This window comes from Thalassospira sp. HJ, assembly GCF_000948415.1.
Classification (GTDB): Bacteria; Pseudomonadota; Alphaproteobacteria; order Rhodospirillales; family Thalassospiraceae; genus Thalassospira.
Window position 1 is genome coordinate 225649 of the sequence record NZ_JYII01000021.1, and the last position, 16694, is coordinate 242342.

The following is a 16694-nucleotide window of genomic DNA, read 5'->3' on the forward strand; positions in this document are numbered from 1 at the left end:
GCGAAACAACAGGCGGTCTTCGGACCGCCTGTTTTCGTTCTACCGATTGCTCAGCGCCACTCCATCCGTCATTCCCGCGCAGGCGGGAATCCACGACGGTTGCAACGCTGTATGGATTCCGGGTCTACGCTCCGCTTCGCCCGGAATGACGTTTGAGTTTCTCACCAAGAAAATCTGATGTGAATGCATCCCTTACAAGACCGGTATCGAGTGACGAGCCGAACTTGCTCAAAGCTCCACCAACCGCTCCTCGACCGGTGATGACTGAACAATGGACGAGTTCGTCGCACCAAAGGGCACGATCCGGTCGATGACGGCCTCCATCTCGGCGACGTCACGGACATGGGCGCGCGCGACAAAGCAATCCTCGCCAGAAACACGGTCACAGGCAACGATCTGCGGGGTTTCCTGAATTGCCTTGATCATGTTCTTCATTTCGCCCGGCAGCGGCCGTGCGCGGATCAGAATGGTCAGGCCATAGCCAAGCCGGGCCGGGTCAATGCGTGCGCCGTAACCGGTGATGATGCCGACATCCTCAAGACGCCGCACACGGTCCGCCACGCTCGGGGCCGACAGGCCAACGCGGCGCGATAACTCGGCACGCGGAATGCGGGAATCGGCGCACAGCTCGCGTAGAATTGCGGCGTCGATACGATCAAGGCCGGTTTCTTTTGATCGAAGGTTATTGGTCATTTTTTCCTGCTTTCATGCATATAATATCACCAATGGCATATCTGATCTCCATATTGCGATCTGATTATACCTTGTATTATCGGGGTATGACAAATCAAGCCCCCACAAAACCCGTCCTCGCCAACGCCCCCGGCGCCACCGGTGCTATGTCGCGCATGTCCGGGGCCGTTCCCCCGCATGTCTGGTTCGGCGTTTCCGCCGTTTTCCACTATCTCGGACCGGCTTTCGCCGTTCTGCTGTTCCCGGTCGTCGGCGTGCTTGGCGTTGCCTGGTTCCGCATTGCTTCGGCTGCCCTGATCTTCGCACCGATCACAAAGCCCTGGCGGACCTTCAAGAACGCATCACCCCGCGAACGTATTCTTTTTCTCGCCCTTGGCGGCTGTCTTGCCGTGATGAACAGTTCCTTCTATCTGGCACTCGACCGGCTACCGATTTCGCTGGTTGCGGCCATTGAATTCGTCGGCACCATCGGGATCGCGCTGTGGGGTCTTCGCACCGGGCGCAACTATCTGGCATTTGCCTTTGCCATCATCGGTGTGGCGCTTCTGATCGACGTGCCATCGCTCATGGCGGCCGGTGGCCCTGCACTGATGTCCGATCTTCTGGGCCTGTTCTGGGCGGCGCTGAACGGAGCACTTTTCGTGCTCTACATCATCCTCGGCCACAAGATTTCCGAAGGCGGCGCATCAGACGGGGTGGAGCGTCTGGGGGCGGCCATGACAGCGGCCTTCATCTTCGTAATGCCGATCGGCTTACTGCAAGCTCTCGAAGCCTTCGGCGCACCTTTTCTGGTGATGGCCGGGATTGGTGTGGGGATCTGCTCGTCCATGATCCCCTATGTCTGTGATCAGCTCGCGATGGCCCGTCTGCCGCGCGCCAGCTTCGCCTTCCTGCTCGCCCTCCTGCCGGCATCCGCCACGATCATCGGTGCAATCGTCCTGCGCCAAATTCCAGGCGCTGTCGATGTCTTGGGCGTGGTCCTTGTCATGACAGGCGTCGCTGTTCACAAACCCGCACCAATGCCCGTCCCGGCGGAGACGCAAGATCACACCGTTTGAGTGACGACCCGCTTGGCCCTCTCCAAAAAGACCGGCGAGGACGACATCTGGCGCGACTTCTCCGCCAGCTACGGTCTGGTTATCTGTTCTCTTATTCATATCCAAGAGAGGATTTCAGCAAGTCGACTAGGGCTATGCGCTTATCTGCTTTAAGTTTATCGAGATTTAACTGCCGCCACCTGACGGCTGGGAGCATTGCAGCATCACCAATGTTCAGCATGGACCAATCCGGGGCACCGCTCTCGAAATCGATCAGAAACTTGCGATGCCGGTCTGGCATTTTTCCGATCAGTAAATCGATCATTTCGGTTTGTGTGCTGATTAATTCATCTATGTCTATGACGTCTTCAGTCATGCCTTCGAAACCGTTCCGGTATTCGTTTTCCAAGTCTTTTACCCGGCCCGAAAGCACTTCTCCCATCGGACGATGGTGACTAAGCAAATATACGATGAACGCTTCGCGCAGCTCGTCACTCAACCCTTCATTTGAGAGCAAGCCGCGCACGTCGAAAAGGTCTCGTGGATGTTGACGATCAAGTGCAGCAACCAGTTTTCCGGCAAAAAGGTCTTCGAAGGAAACGACGCTGGTTTCAGAAAAACCGAACATCTCTTCAACTGCCTCGGTAACAGGAAGTACAGAAGGTTCTTTTACCACCCCGCGCAAGACGGGAGAGACTTCGACCTTTACTTGCGTTTCTTCGGCCAAAACATGAAGGCGGATGATTGCACCTTCTTGGACGTTCTCTCTGATGCGCGACCCGGGTAGCGAGGCGGTTATTTCCTCCTTGATCCGCGTCATGGCGGCATTAATTTCTGCCAGTGCCATCGGTCTGTCATTTACTGGCAAATACATCAGGTCGATATCAACGGACAGGCGCGGCAGATCGCGGAAAAACAGATTGATCGCTGTTCCACCCTTGAGCGCAAAACAGGTTTCTTTCGCGACAATGGGAAGGAGACGCATCAGAAGTCGAACTTGAATTTGATACTGGTCACGAAACGGCATCAAGGTCCTTCGGCACGGTTATAAGGTAAACCGGATCGAGTTTGCCACCCGGAATGAGCGACCGTTTACCCTTGCCGAGATCTATTGCGTTTTTATCCAGACGCTTAAGCCAGGCATGCTGATGTCTGTCCGCGAAGTAGAAGAACAGGCGTTTGACTTTCACACTGCGGCAATCGACCAGCAGTTTTTGCAATCTTCTTGGACTGAAGTTTGCAGCACTCTGCATGATCATGTCGGCTTGATTAAAGCTTTCGTGACGCGGCAATTCATCAAGCATTTCGAGATAGGCACGCTCGGGCTGGGAAAGTGTAAGAGGCCAATCCCACTGTCCCCATTCAAGCGCTGTCAAGCTTCCACTTTGAAAGCGGCTGAGGTCCCGCCCTCTATCATCCGCGATATTCCAGGCAAGGCTGCCAAGCCCCCGGGTGACAGGGTCGTTGCGGAACAAGGTCTGGCTGTTGTGATAGACAAAGCGCTGGGGAAGCCCTAGTTCGTTGAGCCATTTGGGTGGTTTTTTGGGACCGTACAGGTGGATGTTCTTGGTCTTGTGCGAGAGATAATGCGCAAACCCTTGAAGCTCCAGTGCTGTCCGTCCACCTACAATAAAGGGTTGCTGGGTTTTCAAAAGCAAGGTTTGGAGCGATATCACCACTTGCTGCCAGTTTAGCGTGCCGCGTCTTCTTTTGTAGAGACTGCGCGCGAGCATCTCCAACCATCCTGTTTTGACGTAATAGGCGCGCAAGTTGCTGGCAATGCCGCGTTCTTCCAGCCATGCGGCATCGACAACCAGCCCTTCTGGCAGGTCTCTTTCAAGTCGGTTTAGTGGTGATGAATTATACTCAGTCATATTGAGTATATTATATTAAACATAAACCACAGGCAAGTTTACAAAAATCAAAATACACTCAATTTTATTGAGTTTATTTGATGATATTTAAACCAGATAATAGTATGTCTCCCTCCGCATTCCAGTTCATAAGCAGATCTTTGGCGTTAATTGACGTGTTAAATCGGCCAAAAAAAGACCGGCATCGAAAATCGAGCCGGTCTTGAGTTTGGCTTGCTTTGACCACATCGGGGGGGATGTGGTCGGGAGTTTCTCACCTGTCAGAACCCTCGGGACGCAGCGTGGGTAAGGGAGACAAGCTGCAGGGTTCCGACTGACGGTGCGGGTGGCGCTTCGTCATGGTGAGATATCAGGCCGCGATGGCCTGATTGGTGAGCGCGTCAAGGAACTCAAGGCATTCCTCGATCTGCGAAATTTCAATGAACTCGTTGGGCTTGTGGGCCTGTCGGATGCTGCCCGGACCGCAAATGATTGACGGGATGTTGCCCTGCTTTTCAAACACCCCGCCTTCGGATCCATATGACACCTTGCCCGAAATTTCCGGGATGATGTTGCTGACATAGGAAAAGGCTTCCGCATCGGTGCAATCACCCATGCCCGGATAGGAAAAGATCTTCTCGAAACTAAACCCGGTGTCATCGGCCTTGGCCTTCATCTCGGCATCAAGGGTGTCCATGATCGTGGCTTGCAGACCGGCAATCACCGCTTCCGCGTCATGTTCGGGCAGATGGCGAATTTCAAAGGTGAATTCGCAATATTCCGGGGTGACGTTGGTTGCGGTCCCGCCACTGATCGTTGTGGTCAGCATCGTGCTGTGCGGCACGGTGAAGTCTTCATCAAACGGGCCGTTTTCTTCAAATTCACGGGCCTGCTCGGCGATCAGATTAATCGCACGTGATGCATATTCGATGGCATTGACGTGATTGGGCGCAAAGGAACTGTGTCCGGCCGTACCCGTGACACCGACCCGCATGGAATATTTGCCCTTCTGGCCGTTAATCACCTTCATGTTGGTCGGCTCGCCAATCACCGCCAGACGCGGCGGCGTATCCATTGCGGCCAGATGATCGACCATCGATCCGACACCGATGCAACCGACTTCCTCGTCATAGGACAGGCAAAGATGGAACGGGATTTCAAGGTCACGCTTGACCAGTTCCGGGATCATCGCCAGCGCACAGGCCGAAAAGCCCTTCATGTCTGCTGCGCCACGACCATACAGCTTGCCATCCCGCTCGGTCAGCTCAAACGCCGGGCTTTCCCAGGTGGTTTCAAGGGCTGGCACCACATCGGTATGACCCGAAAGCGCGATGCCCGGCACCCCTTTGGGACCGATGGTCGCCAGAAGGTTGGCTTTCTGCCCGGTTTCGTCATGGATCAGGATCGACTCAATGCCATACTCGGCCAGATAGTCGCGGACGAAATGGATCAGACCAAGGTTGGAGTTTTTGCTGGTCGTGTCGAACGCCACCAGTTTGCCAAGCAGATCAATGGCATTGTGGAGACGCGACATGTTTGGCTTGGACATTTTAAAGCATGTTCCATTTAATTTGCATCATTTTGCCGGAGACAGTCTTCTGTCCGGCAAGGAAAAGGCCCGCAGGGCGTAGTGGGGCTACGTTCAAGGGTTTTGACGCTGCGGGGCGGAAGACTGTACCGGCCCGCAGGGTTTGATTTTGGCGGCGTTTCGCGGCGTTACACCGTTTGACCGATGCGCCGCATCGCTCTGCACGCTGTGCCTTGCCAACCGACACGCCAAAAACAAACAAAATGCGGCAGATTAAATCGAACATGCTTTAATCTTCTTTTTTGCTCGAATTAGGACGCAGATGCCGTATCGGCATTGCGGTTGCTGCGCCATTTCTTCCATTCGCGGCGAATGGTCAGAGTGACGAACAGAATGGTCAGGGCAAAGAAGCCCCAGGAAATCCATGACTGGAAGAAGACGCCAAGATCACCGCGCGAAATCGCAAGCGAGCGGCGCATATTGTCTTCAAACATCGGGCCAAGGATAAAGGCGATCAGGAACGGGGCTGCCGGGATGTTCAGCAACATCATGACAAAGCCGACCACACCCATCACCAGAAGGACGGTGACATCAAACGGGCTCGCCCCGATCGAATAGATGCCATAGACGCACAGGATCAGAATGCAGGGCAAAAGCAGCGTCTGGGGAATGCGCGAGATCTTGGTAAACGCCCCCGCCGTCGCCTTGCCGGCGATAAACAGGAAGACGGAGCTAAACAGGATGCCGATAAACAGCGCATAGACATCGCCCAGATTGTTCTGGAACAGAAGCGGTCCCGGCGTCAGGCCGTGGATCATGAACGCACCCAGCATCACACCGGTAATCACATCGCCCGGCACACCAAGGGCCAGAAGCGGGATCATGGTCGCACCGCACGCACCGTTATTGGCAGATTCAGATGCGGCAATACCTTCGATCTCACCTTCGCCGAACTTGTCGCCATTTTTCGAGGTCCGGCGTGCTTCGCTATAGGAAAAGAACGCCGCGGTCGACGGGCCGATACCGGGAATAGCACCAAGGATCACACCGATCAGGGACCCGCGGAAGATCGATTTGATCGATCCGCGAAACTCCGAAAGCGTCAGGCGGTTATCGCCAAGCTTCATCGCATCCGCATTATCTTCCGGGCGGAACACCACCATCTTGATCAGTTCGGGCAGGGCAAACAGACCGATCAGAACCGGCACCATGCCAAGACCTGATTTCATGTCCTCGGAAAGCGCAAACCGGTAGGAGCCGTAAATATCCTCGCCAACGGTTGCCAGAAGAAGACCAAGACAGGCCGAAATGATGCCCAGAACCAGTGAACGACCGGAAATACTTGCAACGATGGTCAGCGAAAACGCCATCAGCATGAAGAATTCCGGCGGACCAACCCGCAGCGCAAAGGTCGCCAGCGGAATGGCCAGGAAGAACAGCGAAATGTTCGAAATAAAGTCGCCGATGCAGCTTGAAATCAGCGCCATGTTCAGCGCCTTGCCACCCTTGCCCGCACGTGCCAGCGGATAACCATCAAGGACCGTACAGGCGGCCGATGCCGTACCCGGCGTCTTGATCAGAATGGCCGAGATCGACCCGCCATAGGTCGAACCCTTATAAAGAGCAACCAGAAGCAGGATGCTGGTGACCGGCGACAGATAAAACGTGAATGGTAGCGCGAGGGTCACGGCCATGGTTCCGGTCATGCCCGGAATGGCACCAATGATCACACCGGCCCAGATCCCGGCAAACATTGCCAGAAAGTTGGGAAGGGTCGCGACCGCCTCAAAGGCATAAAGCAATTCATTCCACATAACGGTTGGGGCTCTCGGTTAAAGTGTTACGAGGTCAGAAAGGCTGAAAGACAACAGCTTGCCTTCGGGGAAGGGCGTGTGTGTGACTTTGGTAAACAGCAGATAAAGCAAGACCGGGAAGATGATCGAAAGACCGATCATCCAGAATTTGCGTTCGAAATTGCCCGTCATGATGAACAGCACGCCAAGCAACAAAACCGTCGCCGGGACAAAGCCGATCAGCGGCATGCCATAGACAAAGGCAGCAAACAAAATCAGCACCGCGCCAAAGCGCATCAGATGGGTCTTGTTGCCAAGGATACGGTTGCCAAGGCCCTCGACCTGATTGCGGCTGGCCTCACGCATTTTCGGATAGGCAAGAACAAGGGCAAGAATCCCCATCACCAGCCCGACAATCGCGACCACGCGCGGCCACATGTCAGGCGGCGGGGCAAAGCCCGGGATGAAAGACGGAACCTTCACATAGATCGGGATCAGAACGAACAGGATGACGGCAAAGAACACCGTGGCCACCAGTCCGGCATAAAAATCGCGATTTTGGTTCATGGTTCCGTCTCGCATTAAGGTCTTTGATTAAAAACGCGGTTGCGTCTTACTGGATGTAGCCGAACTTCTTGGCCATGCCGTTATAGAGCTCGAACTGGCTCTTAACAAAGGCTGCCGGGTCTTCATCACCGATGATCGAGGTCGAACCACGCTTGGCTGCAAGGTCAAGCCACTGCTCATCCGTTGCAACCTGACCAAGGATCTCGGTCCATTTGGCAACAACGTCTTCCGGAAGACCTTTCGGAGCATACAAACCGCTCCAGCCGCCAACCTGACCGGCCTGGGCATAACCCAGTTCTTTTGCGGTCGGAACGTCCGGCAGGGCTGCCATACGTTTCGGCGAATAAACCATCAGCGGACGCATTTTACCCGCTTCGATATGCGGCATCAGCGAACCCGCAGCAATGGCGAGGAAGTCAACGTGACCGCCAAGAAGGGCAGCAGCCAGTGCAGAGCCGCCTTTATATGGCACGAGGGTGGAAGCGGTCAGCGGGTCCAGACCAACGTCAGACAGCAGGGCCTGAACGGTAAAGCCGTCAATCGCGGTGGGGCCGGATGCGGCATAGGTGGTGGCACCATTGCTGTCTTTGATTTTGGCAATCAGGTCGTCGATGGTCTGGATGTCGGAATTGGCATTGACCGCCAGGATCATCGGGGTTGCTTCAAGCATGCCAAGGAAGGTGTAGGCATCCCAGCCAACCGGGCTGTCGGTGTAAACGGCCGGATAAAGCGCCATGCCGACACGCGACAGAAGAAGGGTGTAGCCATCCGGGTCGGCTTCGGAAACGAAGCGCGCGCCATTCATGCCGCCATTACCGGTCTTGTTGACAACAACAACCGGCTGACCGCCAGTGTAGTTGGTTGCGGTCTCTGCCAGCGCACGGGCTGCCAGGTCAGATGCACCGCCAGCACCATACGGTGCGACCAGCGTCACGGCTTTTTCAGGATAGGCGTCAGCCTGGGCGGTCGAAATCATGGTTGTGGTCGCAAGGATCGCGGCAGCTATCCCGGCTGCTTTCTTGAGCTGTTGAAACATTTTCATGTCTCCCTGGATGGTGGTGGCAGGATTGCCGGAGCTCAGACGGGTTTTCACTCTGTCTTTTGTTTTTCTGCCTTCTTGCATAGACAAACCATAACCGGTGACGCAAAAAATTAATTCCAGTATAACTAAATTACATACTGAACGGTCGATTGCCGACAAAATCCGGATTTGGGAAAGCACGATGAAACTGCGCGAACTCGAAAGCTTCAATGCCTTTATGACCCACGGTTCTGTGACCGGGGCGGCGCAGGCGATGAATATCAGCCAACCGATGGTCAGCCGGCTGCTCAACAATTTTGAAAAATCTGTCGGGTTTGAATTGTTTACCCGCAAACGCAACCAGCTGATCGCGACTTCCGAGGCCCAGCAGTTTCACGCAACCGTTCTGCGCTCGCTTAATGCCTTTCGCGAGGTTGAAACCCAGGCGCGTGCGATTGCAAATGATCAGCTCGGTGCCATCCGCATCGCCGCCCAGCCGATCTATGTCGACACCTATCTTCTTGATGTTGTGGCAAAATTCAAACAGACCCACCCCAACGTTTCGATCAGTATTACCGATACGGGGCTTGAGGGGATGTTGGACATGATTTCGACCCGGCAATGCGATCTTGGCATCGGCATTACCCTTGATCTGCAGGACCCGGACGTTGTGATCACGCCCTTGGCGCAATCGCGCGCGGTCTGTCTGATGCCGGTTGATCACAGGCTTTCGAAGTTTGAAACCATCGATATCGATTTGCTGCGCGGCGAGGACTTTGTCGAACTGTCCATCGGATCGCCGCTTCGCACCAAGATCGACTATATTTTCCAGATTGCCGGCTGGCCGCGCAAAATCGCCGTCGAGGCCCGCACGATCCGCACGATCTCGCGTCTGGTCGAACGCAATGTCGGCATTTCCGTCAGTGACCCCTTCGCAGCCCTTCTGGTTGACACCGACAAGGTGGTCGCCCGCACCCTGACGCCGACCATCGAATGGGATGTCGCGCTGTTTACGTCCTCACGTGAACTGAGTGCGGTGGAAAAAAGCTTCCTCGCATTCCTGCGTGCCGAATTGCCAAATCTGCGTGCCAGCGGCTGTATTGTATGAGGATTTAATTTGGCCGGTTTTGCCGCGACGGGCGGAAAACACCCATTATTCACTGATTTTGAATAATGGTCATCATTGTTCATTATTTCCGGTCAAAGGCCAGCTTGGCTGCAAGGCCCAAAAAGATGCAGCCCGTGGCGATCTGAAAGGCGCGGGTAACCTTGGCGGATCGTGACAAAACCTGGCCGATTTTCCCGGCAAAACTGCCAACCAGACAATTAATGATCGTCCCGCCAATATTTAAAATCAGCCCGAAAATCAGAAACTGCACCAAAACCGATCCGCGCGACGCATCAACAAACTGCGGAATAAACGCCAGCACAAAAACAATGATCTTGGGATTGAGCAAGTTCACCACAATCCCGTCGCGCCACGCTGTGAGTGCGCTGGAACGCTTGGTTTGTGCGGGTTTCAGGTGCTGGTCGGTGCTTCGAAACGCCCCGATCGCCAGCCTCACCAGATAGGCAATCCCGGCCCAGCGCAGCACATCAAGGGTGATTGGATGGGCAGCAACAAGCGCTGCCAAACCAAGTCCGGCCAAGGCCGTGTGGATCAGCGCACCGGTGGCAATCCCGAAGCTTGCCGCATTGCCCGCGGCCGGTCCGGATTTGATCCCCTGACCCAGACAAAACAGCATGTCATTGCCCGGCGTCATGTTCAGCGCCAAGGCCGTCGGGACAAAAATTGCCAGGGTTTCCAAGGGGATCAGCATAATTCGCGCGACCTCAGCTTCCAGCACCAAAGCGATGCAGCGCCGGGCCGTTTTTCTTTAGCCAGTGCTGCTGCTTTTTCGACGGGCCATAAAGATCCTCGACCACGGCCCAGAAGCGCGCAGAGTGATTAAGCTCCTGCAAATGCGCGACTTCATGTGCCACCACGTAATCGAGCACATCTTCAGGTGCCAGCACCAGCCGCCAGCTGAATGACAGATTGCCTGACGATGAGCAACTGCCCCAGCGCGTGCGGGTATCTTTCAGCGAAATGCGATTGACCTTTTTACTGATCTGCTCGGCATAGGCGTGCGCACGTGGGGCGATTTCAAGCTTGGCCTGCTTTTTCAGGAAATCCGTCACCCGGCGATTGGTATGTTCGGGCTGGCCCGAGACCCAGATGACGCCAGCCTCGACCCAGACTCCGCGCTTTGCATCGGGGACAGCGCGAATGGCGTGGTCGTGACCGAGAAACGGAATCCACGCGCCTGGGGCAAATTGCACCCGTTCGGGCAGGCGTTGCATGTGGGCGGTTACCCAGTCGCCATGCTGATGGAGCATCGAAATCGCGGTTTTGCGCGACACCCCGTTGGGCACGACGATCTCTACCCCGTCAAAACTCGGATCAATGCGCAGTTTGAGTCGCGTCGCACGCGCACTTGGCCGCAACCGGACCGGCAACGGGCCGATTTTGGGCAGATCGATCTCGGTTTCTTCGATGTTTTTGATCATTCGGCGCGGATTTTTCCAAAAGCTTGGCAAAAAGTGCGATCTTTTTGTGCCTTTTTGGAGCCAAGCCCATCTTGGGTCTTGCCCCTTAGTAGTGTTTTCCTATACTCCGCGCTCAAGGTCTAGGGCTCTTTATATAAAATCTGCGGGCTTTATATAAAGAGCCGACGGAGCCGCCTTCGGGGCGATCCGGGGCCTGACGCAATCAATGGATTGCGTCTGTGGCAGGGGCAGAAACCAACCATTTTTGGCTGTCCCTGAAGTGTAGTGCAAAAGAAAGGCGTCACTCCCATGAGCGATCAGGTCAAAAAGGTCGTCCTTGCCTATTCAGGCGGTCTGGATACCTCCATCATCCTGAAATGGCTTCGCGAAGAATATAACTGCGAAGTCGTGACCTTCACCGCCGACCTCGGCCAGGGCGAAGAGCTGGAACCGGCCCGCAAAAAGGCAGAGATGTTCGGCGTCAAACAGATCTTCATCGACGATCTGCGCGAAGAATTCGTCCGCGACTTCGTCTTCCCGATGTTCCGCGCCAACGCCCTTTATGAAGGTGTCTACCTGCTCGGGACCTCGATCGCGCGCCCGCTGATTGCCAAGCGCCAGATCGAAATCGCCGAGGAAGTCGGCGCAGACGCCGTTTCCCACGGCGCAACCGGCAAAGGCAACGACCAGGTCCGTTTCGAGCTTGGCTATTATGGCCTGAAGCCGAACGTCAAGGTCATCGCACCGTGGCGTGAGTGGAAGCTGAACTCGCGTACCGCCCTTCTGCAATTCGCACGCGATCACCAGATCCCGATTTCGGCCGACAAGCTTGGTGGCGATGAGCCGCCCTATTCTACCGATGCCAACCTTCTGCACATTTCCTATGAAGGCAAGGCGCTGGAAGATCCGTGGGTCAAGCCGGACGAGAAAATGTTCGAGCGCACCGTATCGCCGCAGAACGCACCTGATGCGATCACCACGATCGAAATCGAGTTTGAACAGGGCAACCCGGTTGCCGTTAATGGCGAACGCATGAGCCCGGCCACTTTGCTGACCAAACTGAACGACGTTGCTGGCAAGAACGGCATCGGTCGTCTTGATCTGGTTGAAAACCGCTATGTCGGCATGAAGTCGCGCGGCGTTTACGAAACCCCGGGCGGCACCATCCTGTCGGTTGCGCACCGTGCGATGGAAAGCATCACCCTTGACCGTAACGCCGGTCACCTGAAAGACGAGCTGATGCCGCGTTACGCCGAGATGATCTATAACGGTTACTGGTGGTCGCCGGAACGTCAGGCCCTGCAGCGTCTGATCGACGAAACCCAGCGTACCGTCAATGGCGTTGTTCGCCTTGATCTGTACAAAGGTAACGTGACCGTGACGGGCCGCAAGTCGCCGAACTCGATCTACTCCGAAGAGCATGTCACGTTCGAAGCCGACACCGTCTATAACCAGCGCGACGCAGAAGGCTTCATCAAACTGAACGCCCTTCGCCTGCGTCTTGGTTTTGACCGCGACAGCGTGAAGTAAGTTTCCGCAAGCAATTGTGGAGAGACAAGCGAGGGGCATGATTGCCCCTCGTTTTCGTTTGAAAGCCCGGCTATAACCGGGCTCTTAACTTGTTCGGATAATTATACCGGTCATGCAGCGCTATAAATGTACCGTCGAATATGATGGCCGCCCGTATCACGGCTGGCAGTACCAGGACGAAGTGATTTCGGTTCAGAAGGTCTTTGAGACCGCGATCGAAAAATTCGTCGGGGCATTTGTGCGCGTCTATGTTTCCGGCCGGACCGATGCGGGGGTGCATGCGCTAGGCCAGGTGGTGCATTTCGATCTGCCGAAATATTACCCGGCCGAAGCAGTGATGAATGCGATCAACCATCACCTCAAACCCGATCCGGTGGCGATCAAGGAATGCGAGGAAGTGTCTGATGACTTCCATGCCAGATTCTCGTCAAAGAAGCGCTATTACATGTATCGCATCATCAATCGCCGCGCCCCGCTGACGTTCGAGGCAGGGCTCGCCTGGGGCATCTATAAGCCTTTGGATGTTGATGCGATGAATGAAGCGGCCCAGCACCTGATCGGCACGTTTGATTTCACCAGTTTCCGCGCGACCGAGTGTCAGGCGAAAAGCCCGATCAAGACGCTGGAAAAGCTTGAAGTCACACGCGGCATCGAAAACCCGCTGGAAGTCCGGGTCCATACCGAAAGCCGGTCTTTCCTGCATCATCAGGTGCGCAATATGGTCGGAACCCTTGTTCTGGTCGGCAAGGGCAGCTGGAAGCCGATTGACGTCAAACATGCGCTTGAGGCCTGCGACCGTGCGGCGGGCGGGCCAACCGCGCCGGCCGACGGGCTTTATTTCGTCAAGGTCGATTACTGATCATCAGGCTTGGGTTCACCCTCGGCCTTGGCAAGGGACGCGGTCACCTTGCCCAGCGCATCAAGAAACACCCGTTGTTCCAGACTGTTTAACCCCGAAAGGGCGGTTTCGTTGACCTGATCGACGATGGCCTGAATGTCCTTGGCGTTCGTGCGCGCCTGATCGCTGAGCCGGATATTGGTGACACGGCGGTCCTCCGAATCCTTTTCGCGGGTAATCAACCCGTCACGCTCCATGCGGTTAAGTGTGGCTGCCATGGTGGGTTGTTCAATGCCGGCATCGCGGGCCAGTTGCTTTTGTGTGCGCGCACCGCCATCAGCCAACGCAAAGAACACCGGCAAATAGCCGCTACTGAAGCCCAGTGGTTTGAGCTTCTGGTCAATCGCCCGGGCAAACAGACGGGCGGCCCAGTTAGTCATGTATCCGGCGGACTGGTGGCGATTTAGCGACATGGTGGTTTCTCAATATCAATAATACATAGCTTGCTATATAAAACATAGCGTGCTATTTAATTCCTGTACCTTACGCAATGACTTCAATGGTCGCGAGTGTTTTCTCGTAAACACCACGCGCCTGAAATGTCCCTGCCAAGGTCACAAACAATGTGTGGCGCCACATCGTAATCACCCATCGTCAAAGAGAGATTTCGATGTCCACATCCCATCGTTCCCTGCTGTCTCGCCTGCATCGCATGGCTGGCGCGGCGGCCCTTGTTTTTATCGCAAGCTTCTGGCTGGCGACGATCATCGTCGAACTGCGCGGCAACATCAGCGAGATCGTGCTGGTGAAAACCGCGATTGCCTGGGGCCTTTTCGGGCTGGTGCCCGCCCTGATCACCACGGGCGGGTCAGGTTTTGCTCTGTCTGGTGGAAAACCGACGGGAATTTTGCAGACAAAATTGCGCCGCATGAAGCTGATCGCGGCCAATGGCATCCTGATCCTGATGCCCGCAGCCATCACCCTTGCCATATTCGCCCAGCACGGCCGGTTTGACGGGCTGTTTGTTGCCATCCAGGGGATCGAGCTTCTGGCGGGTGGGGTCAATATTGGCCTGATCGGTCTTAATATCCGTGACGGGTTGCGTTTGCGCAAACCTGTCCCAAAGCCAATGTCGGCCTGAAACGCCGCTTGCCAGTCTCCCCGAGAAACCCGTCAAACACACGAAAGTGATGTTTGGCGGGTTTAGTTTATTTGACGAGGTTTACGAATGTGAAAGATATTCTATTTAAGGTTGTGTTGATATTGAAAGGAGGCCGAAAAATATTCGCGTAAATCTTCTGACAATCACCATATCAATCAAAAGCACCACCAAAGAATAGGCGTGTTTGAACTGGAATTCCTACGTTCCGGTATCAAACCCTGAGAGTTCCCTTTTGTTCTAATCGGATAGGGTAAAAATGCGGGTCAAAGTTTCCCTATATACGAAAGTTCAATTTGTGGTATTTAATACAATATAATCGTTCTAGGAACGGGCAGCCCGCGCGCGTTCTTAGGGGAGCTATTCGGAACGGCCGATGATTGTGACACCGGGCCAGGTCGAAGGGAGAGAGAATGTCTAAGAGTCTGATTTTCAAGGTGGCTTTGGCCGCCGTCGCCATTCTGATTGGCGGCATCGTGCTTCTGGGCTTGCTGATCATGCAGAGTATCGACGACAAGGTCGCAAGCGACAGCCTGGAATCCCAGAAGCTGAACCTGCGTGTTGCCGCGACGATTTTTCAGGATAACTATCCCGAATTTTCGATGAAGATTTCCGAAGATGGTGAAACCACCGATCTGGTGATCCCGGAAATTCCCGATCTGTCGTCACACGAACTGATCGATTCCATTGGTGCAGCGACCGGCCAGACAGCAACTGTGTTTGCCTTTGTCCCGGCCGAACAGGACTTTGTCCGTGTTTCGACCAATATCATCAAACCGGATGGCAAGCGTGCTGTTGGCACAATGCTGGGTAAGGGCAGTGCCGCCTATGAGCCGATCATGTCGGGCAACACGTTCCGCGGTGAAGCGCTTATTCTTGGAACAGAATATGTAACGCAGTATTCGCCGATCAAATCGCCGTCTGGTGATACGCTGGGCATTCTATATGTCGGCATCAAAAAGGCAGAAGTCGCTGCCGTTGCAGGCGAGATCGAGGCGCGTATCGCAATTGTTGGTGTGATTGTCGCCATAGCGTCTGCGGTTCTATTGTTCCTGTTGCTGCGTTGGCAGCTTGGTCCGTTGCGTGATATCGCGCAGACGATTTCGAGATTTGTCGAACGTGATTTTAGCGAAAAGGTTAACTTTACTGAGCGCACGGACGAAATTGGTCAGATCGCCAGTGGTCTTGTACGTTGGAAGGAGACCGCTGCGAAGATTGGCGAAGCAGAACAAGCGCGAAGTGAAGCTGAGCAACGAGCAGAACAGGACCGGCTTGAGCAGCGTAACCGCCTTGCCGCTGACCTTGAACAATCGATCGGTCAGATCGTGGGGTCCGTACGTCAATCCACTGGTGGTATGCTGAAGTCAACTGCCATGGTTCGGGAATCGGCAACACATTCAGTCAACCAAAGCCTGAAGGTGTCTGAAGCAGCCAACGATTCAGCGCGCAATGTTCAAACGGTTGCCGCCGCGACCGAAGAACTGTCTGCATCCATCAACGAGATTGGTGGACAGGTACAGGAATCGACTTCAATTGCCGAAACAGCCGTGGGCGAGGCGTCCCGTGCCAACGAAATGGTTGGCGGGTTGGCCGAAGCAGCTGAGCGTATCGGTGAAGTGGTCAGTCTGATTAATGATATTGCTGCCCAGACCAACCTTCTGGCGCTTAACGCCACGATCGAGGCAGCTCGTGCAGGCGAGGCCGGTAAAGGGTTTGCGGTTGTGGCACAGGAAGTCAAAAACCTTGCCAATCAGACTGCGAAGGCCACCGATGAAATTGCCCAGCAGATCGGGGCCATTCAGGACGAAACCAAGTTGACGGTTGAAGCGATTGAAAAGGTTACTCAGACGATTGCTTCAATCAATGAAATTGCCACGGGTATTTCATCTGCGGTCAGCCAGCAAAGCTCGGCCGTAACCGAAATCGCCAATAGTGCAACCAGTGCCTCTTCCGGTTCTAACGAGGTGGTTTCCCATGTGAACGAAATTCATGAGGCAGCCACCGCCGGTGGTGAGGAACTTGGCGTCTTGGACGACAATGTTGGCGATCTCGCCAAACAGATCGACACGCTGCAAGAAATGATTTCGCAGTTTGTAAGCCAGTTGCGCGCAGGCTGATCACAACGACCCGTTTAGGCGGGATACGA

17 protein-coding genes are annotated in these 16694 nt (G+C 54.9%); 6 read left to right on the plus strand and 11 right to left on the minus strand.

The genetic code is table 11. The annotated features are described in order from the left end of the window. Nucleotides 1-228: 228 nt before the first annotated feature. On the minus strand, nt 229-693 hold the full coding sequence (locus UF64_RS18835; protein WP_044830144.1) for an Lrp/AsnC family transcriptional regulator: 465 nt from the start codon (nt 691-693) through the stop codon (nt 229-231). Nucleotides 694-848: 155 nt separating this feature from the next. Here UF64_RS18835 and UF64_RS18840 point away from each other — a divergent pair, with 155 nt between their 5' ends. Then, the gene (locus UF64_RS18840) at nt 849-1751 is read left to right on the plus strand and encodes a DMT family transporter (protein ID WP_200892703.1); all 903 of its coding nucleotides are present in this window, start codon (nt 849-851) and stop codon (nt 1749-1751) included. A gap of 91 nt (nt 1752-1842) precedes the next feature. Here UF64_RS18840 and UF64_RS18845 read toward each other — a convergent pair whose 3' ends face one another. The 7 genes from UF64_RS18845 to UF64_RS18875 all read right to left on the minus strand — a co-directional run bounded on the left by UF64_RS18845 (nt 1843) and on the right by UF64_RS18875 (nt 8507). Then, nucleotides 1843-2757: a nucleotidyl transferase AbiEii/AbiGii toxin family protein gene (locus UF64_RS18845; protein ID WP_044830145.1), complete on the minus strand. Its 915-nt coding sequence runs from the start codon at nt 2755-2757 to the stop codon at nt 1843-1845. After that, complete coding sequence (locus UF64_RS18850; protein ID WP_044830146.1) at nt 2744-3604, minus strand: type IV toxin-antitoxin system AbiEi family antitoxin domain-containing protein; 861 nt, start codon at nt 3602-3604, stop codon at nt 2744-2746. The genes UF64_RS18845 and UF64_RS18850 overlap by 14 nt, the downstream gene beginning before the upstream one ends. Before the next feature lie 349 nt (nt 3605-3953). After that, nucleotides 3954-5132 (minus strand): acetylornithine deacetylase, encoded by a 1179-nt coding sequence (argE, locus tag UF64_RS18855; RefSeq protein WP_044830147.1) that lies wholly within the window; start codon nt 5130-5132, stop codon nt 3954-3956. Nucleotide 5133: 1 nt separating this feature from the next. Beyond that, a complete protein-coding gene (locus UF64_RS18860; RefSeq protein WP_044830148.1) occupies nt 5134-5397 on the minus strand; it encodes a hypothetical protein in 264 nt (87 codons plus the stop codon). Between the two features lie 25 nt (nt 5398-5422). Then, the gene (locus tag UF64_RS18865) at nt 5423-6925 is read right to left on the minus strand and encodes a tripartite tricarboxylate transporter permease (protein ID WP_044830149.1); all 1503 of its coding nucleotides are present in this window, start codon (nt 6923-6925) and stop codon (nt 5423-5425) included. A gap of 18 nt (nt 6926-6943) precedes the next feature. Further along, complete coding sequence (locus tag UF64_RS18870) at nt 6944-7471, minus strand: tripartite tricarboxylate transporter TctB family protein (protein WP_044830150.1); 528 nt, start codon at nt 7469-7471, stop codon at nt 6944-6946. A gap of 46 nt (nt 7472-7517) precedes the next feature. Then, entirely contained in the window at nt 7518-8507 is a 990-nt protein-coding gene (locus UF64_RS18875; protein WP_044830282.1) for a tripartite tricarboxylate transporter substrate binding protein, read from the minus strand. 187 nt (nt 8508-8694) lie between these two features. On the opposite strand from UF64_RS18875, the gene UF64_RS18880 reads away from it, so the two are divergent. Beyond that, the gene (locus UF64_RS18880; RefSeq protein WP_044830151.1) at nt 8695-9600 is read left to right on the plus strand and encodes a LysR family transcriptional regulator; all 906 of its coding nucleotides are present in this window, start codon (nt 8695-8697) and stop codon (nt 9598-9600) included. 82 nt (nt 9601-9682) lie between these two features. On the opposite strand, the gene UF64_RS18885 is transcribed toward UF64_RS18880, so the two are convergent. Together UF64_RS18885 and UF64_RS18890 are read right to left on the minus strand one after the other, a co-directional pair. Next, nucleotides 9683-10312 (minus strand): LysE family translocator, encoded by a 630-nt coding sequence (locus UF64_RS18885; RefSeq protein ID WP_044830152.1) that lies wholly within the window; start codon nt 10310-10312, stop codon nt 9683-9685. Nucleotides 10313-10325: 13 nt separating this feature from the next. Continuing rightward, nucleotides 10326-11042 carry a M48 family metallopeptidase gene (locus tag UF64_RS18890; protein ID WP_044830153.1) on the minus strand — a complete coding sequence of 239 codons (717 nt, stop codon included), beginning with the start codon at nt 11040-11042 and terminating at the stop codon, nt 10326-10328. Between the two features lie 288 nt (nt 11043-11330). Between UF64_RS18890 and UF64_RS18895 the strand changes: the two genes are divergently transcribed. Then, nucleotides 11331-12551 (plus strand): argininosuccinate synthase, encoded by a 1221-nt coding sequence (locus UF64_RS18895; RefSeq protein ID WP_044830154.1) that lies wholly within the window; start codon nt 11331-11333, stop codon nt 12549-12551. A gap of 112 nt (nt 12552-12663) precedes the next feature. Next, nucleotides 12664-13410, plus strand: coding sequence for a tRNA pseudouridine(38-40) synthase TruA (gene truA, locus UF64_RS18900; RefSeq protein WP_044830155.1), 747 nt, complete (start codon nt 12664-12666; stop codon nt 13408-13410). Here the strand turns inward: truA and UF64_RS18905 are convergent. Beyond that, a complete protein-coding gene (locus UF64_RS18905) occupies nt 13404-13862 on the minus strand; it encodes a MarR family winged helix-turn-helix transcriptional regulator (protein WP_044830156.1) in 459 nt (152 codons plus the stop codon). The genes truA and UF64_RS18905 overlap by 7 nt on opposite strands. Nucleotides 13863-14059: 197 nt before the next feature. On the opposite strand from UF64_RS18905, the gene UF64_RS18910 reads away from it, so the two are divergent. After that, complete coding sequence (locus tag UF64_RS18910; RefSeq protein ID WP_044830157.1) at nt 14060-14530, plus strand: hypothetical protein; 471 nt, start codon at nt 14060-14062, stop codon at nt 14528-14530. 431 nt (nt 14531-14961) lie between these two features. Continuing rightward, nucleotides 14962-16665: a methyl-accepting chemotaxis protein gene (locus tag UF64_RS18915; RefSeq protein ID WP_044830158.1), complete on the plus strand. Its 1704-nt coding sequence runs from the start codon at nt 14962-14964 to the stop codon at nt 16663-16665. Nucleotides 16666-16694 lie beyond the last annotated feature (29 nt).

Coding starts and splice junctions, on each gene's coding strand:
- UF64_RS18915 (WP_044830158.1), top strand. CDS start 14,962: ATGTCTAAGAGTCTGATTTTCAAGGTGGCTTTGGCCGCCGTCGCCATT.
- UF64_RS18865 (WP_044830149.1), bottom strand. CDS start 6,925: ATGTGGAATGAATTGCTTTATGCCTTTGAGGCGGTCGCGACCCTTCCC.
- argE (WP_044830147.1), bottom strand. CDS start 5,132: ATGTCCAAGCCAAACATGTCGCGTCTCCACAATGCCATTGATCTGCTT.
- UF64_RS18840 (WP_200892703.1), top strand. CDS start 849: ATGTCCGGGGCCGTTCCCCCGCATGTCTGGTTCGGCGTTTCCGCCGTT.
- UF64_RS18895 (WP_044830154.1), top strand. CDS start 11,331: ATGAGCGATCAGGTCAAAAAGGTCGTCCTTGCCTATTCAGGCGGTCTG.
- UF64_RS18905 (WP_044830156.1), bottom strand. CDS start 13,862: ATGTCGCTAAATCGCCACCAGTCCGCCGGATACATGACTAACTGGGCC.
- UF64_RS18835 (WP_044830144.1), bottom strand. CDS start 693: ATGACCAATAACCTTCGATCAAAAGAAACCGGCCTTGATCGTATCGAC.
- truA (WP_044830155.1), top strand. CDS start 12,664: ATGCAGCGCTATAAATGTACCGTCGAATATGATGGCCGCCCGTATCAC.
- UF64_RS18845 (WP_044830145.1), bottom strand. CDS start 2,757: ATGCCGTTTCGTGACCAGTATCAAATTCAAGTTCGACTTCTGATGCGT.
- UF64_RS18850 (WP_044830146.1), bottom strand. CDS start 3,604: ATGACTGAGTATAATTCATCACCACTAAACCGACTTGAAAGAGACCTG.
- UF64_RS18870 (WP_044830150.1), bottom strand. CDS start 7,471: ATGAACCAAAATCGCGATTTTTATGCCGGACTGGTGGCCACGGTGTTC.
- UF64_RS18880 (WP_044830151.1), top strand. CDS start 8,695: ATGAAACTGCGCGAACTCGAAAGCTTCAATGCCTTTATGACCCACGGT.
- UF64_RS18860 (WP_044830148.1), bottom strand. CDS start 5,397: ATGTTCGATTTAATCTGCCGCATTTTGTTTGTTTTTGGCGTGTCGGTT.
- UF64_RS18875 (WP_044830282.1), bottom strand. CDS start 8,507: ATGTTTCAACAGCTCAAGAAAGCAGCCGGGATAGCTGCCGCGATCCTT.
- UF64_RS18910 (WP_044830157.1), top strand. CDS start 14,060: ATGTCCACATCCCATCGTTCCCTGCTGTCTCGCCTGCATCGCATGGCT.
- UF64_RS18885 (WP_044830152.1), bottom strand. CDS start 10,312: ATGCTGATCCCCTTGGAAACCCTGGCAATTTTTGTCCCGACGGCCTTG.
- UF64_RS18890 (WP_044830153.1), bottom strand. CDS start 11,042: ATGATCAAAAACATCGAAGAAACCGAGATCGATCTGCCCAAAATCGGC.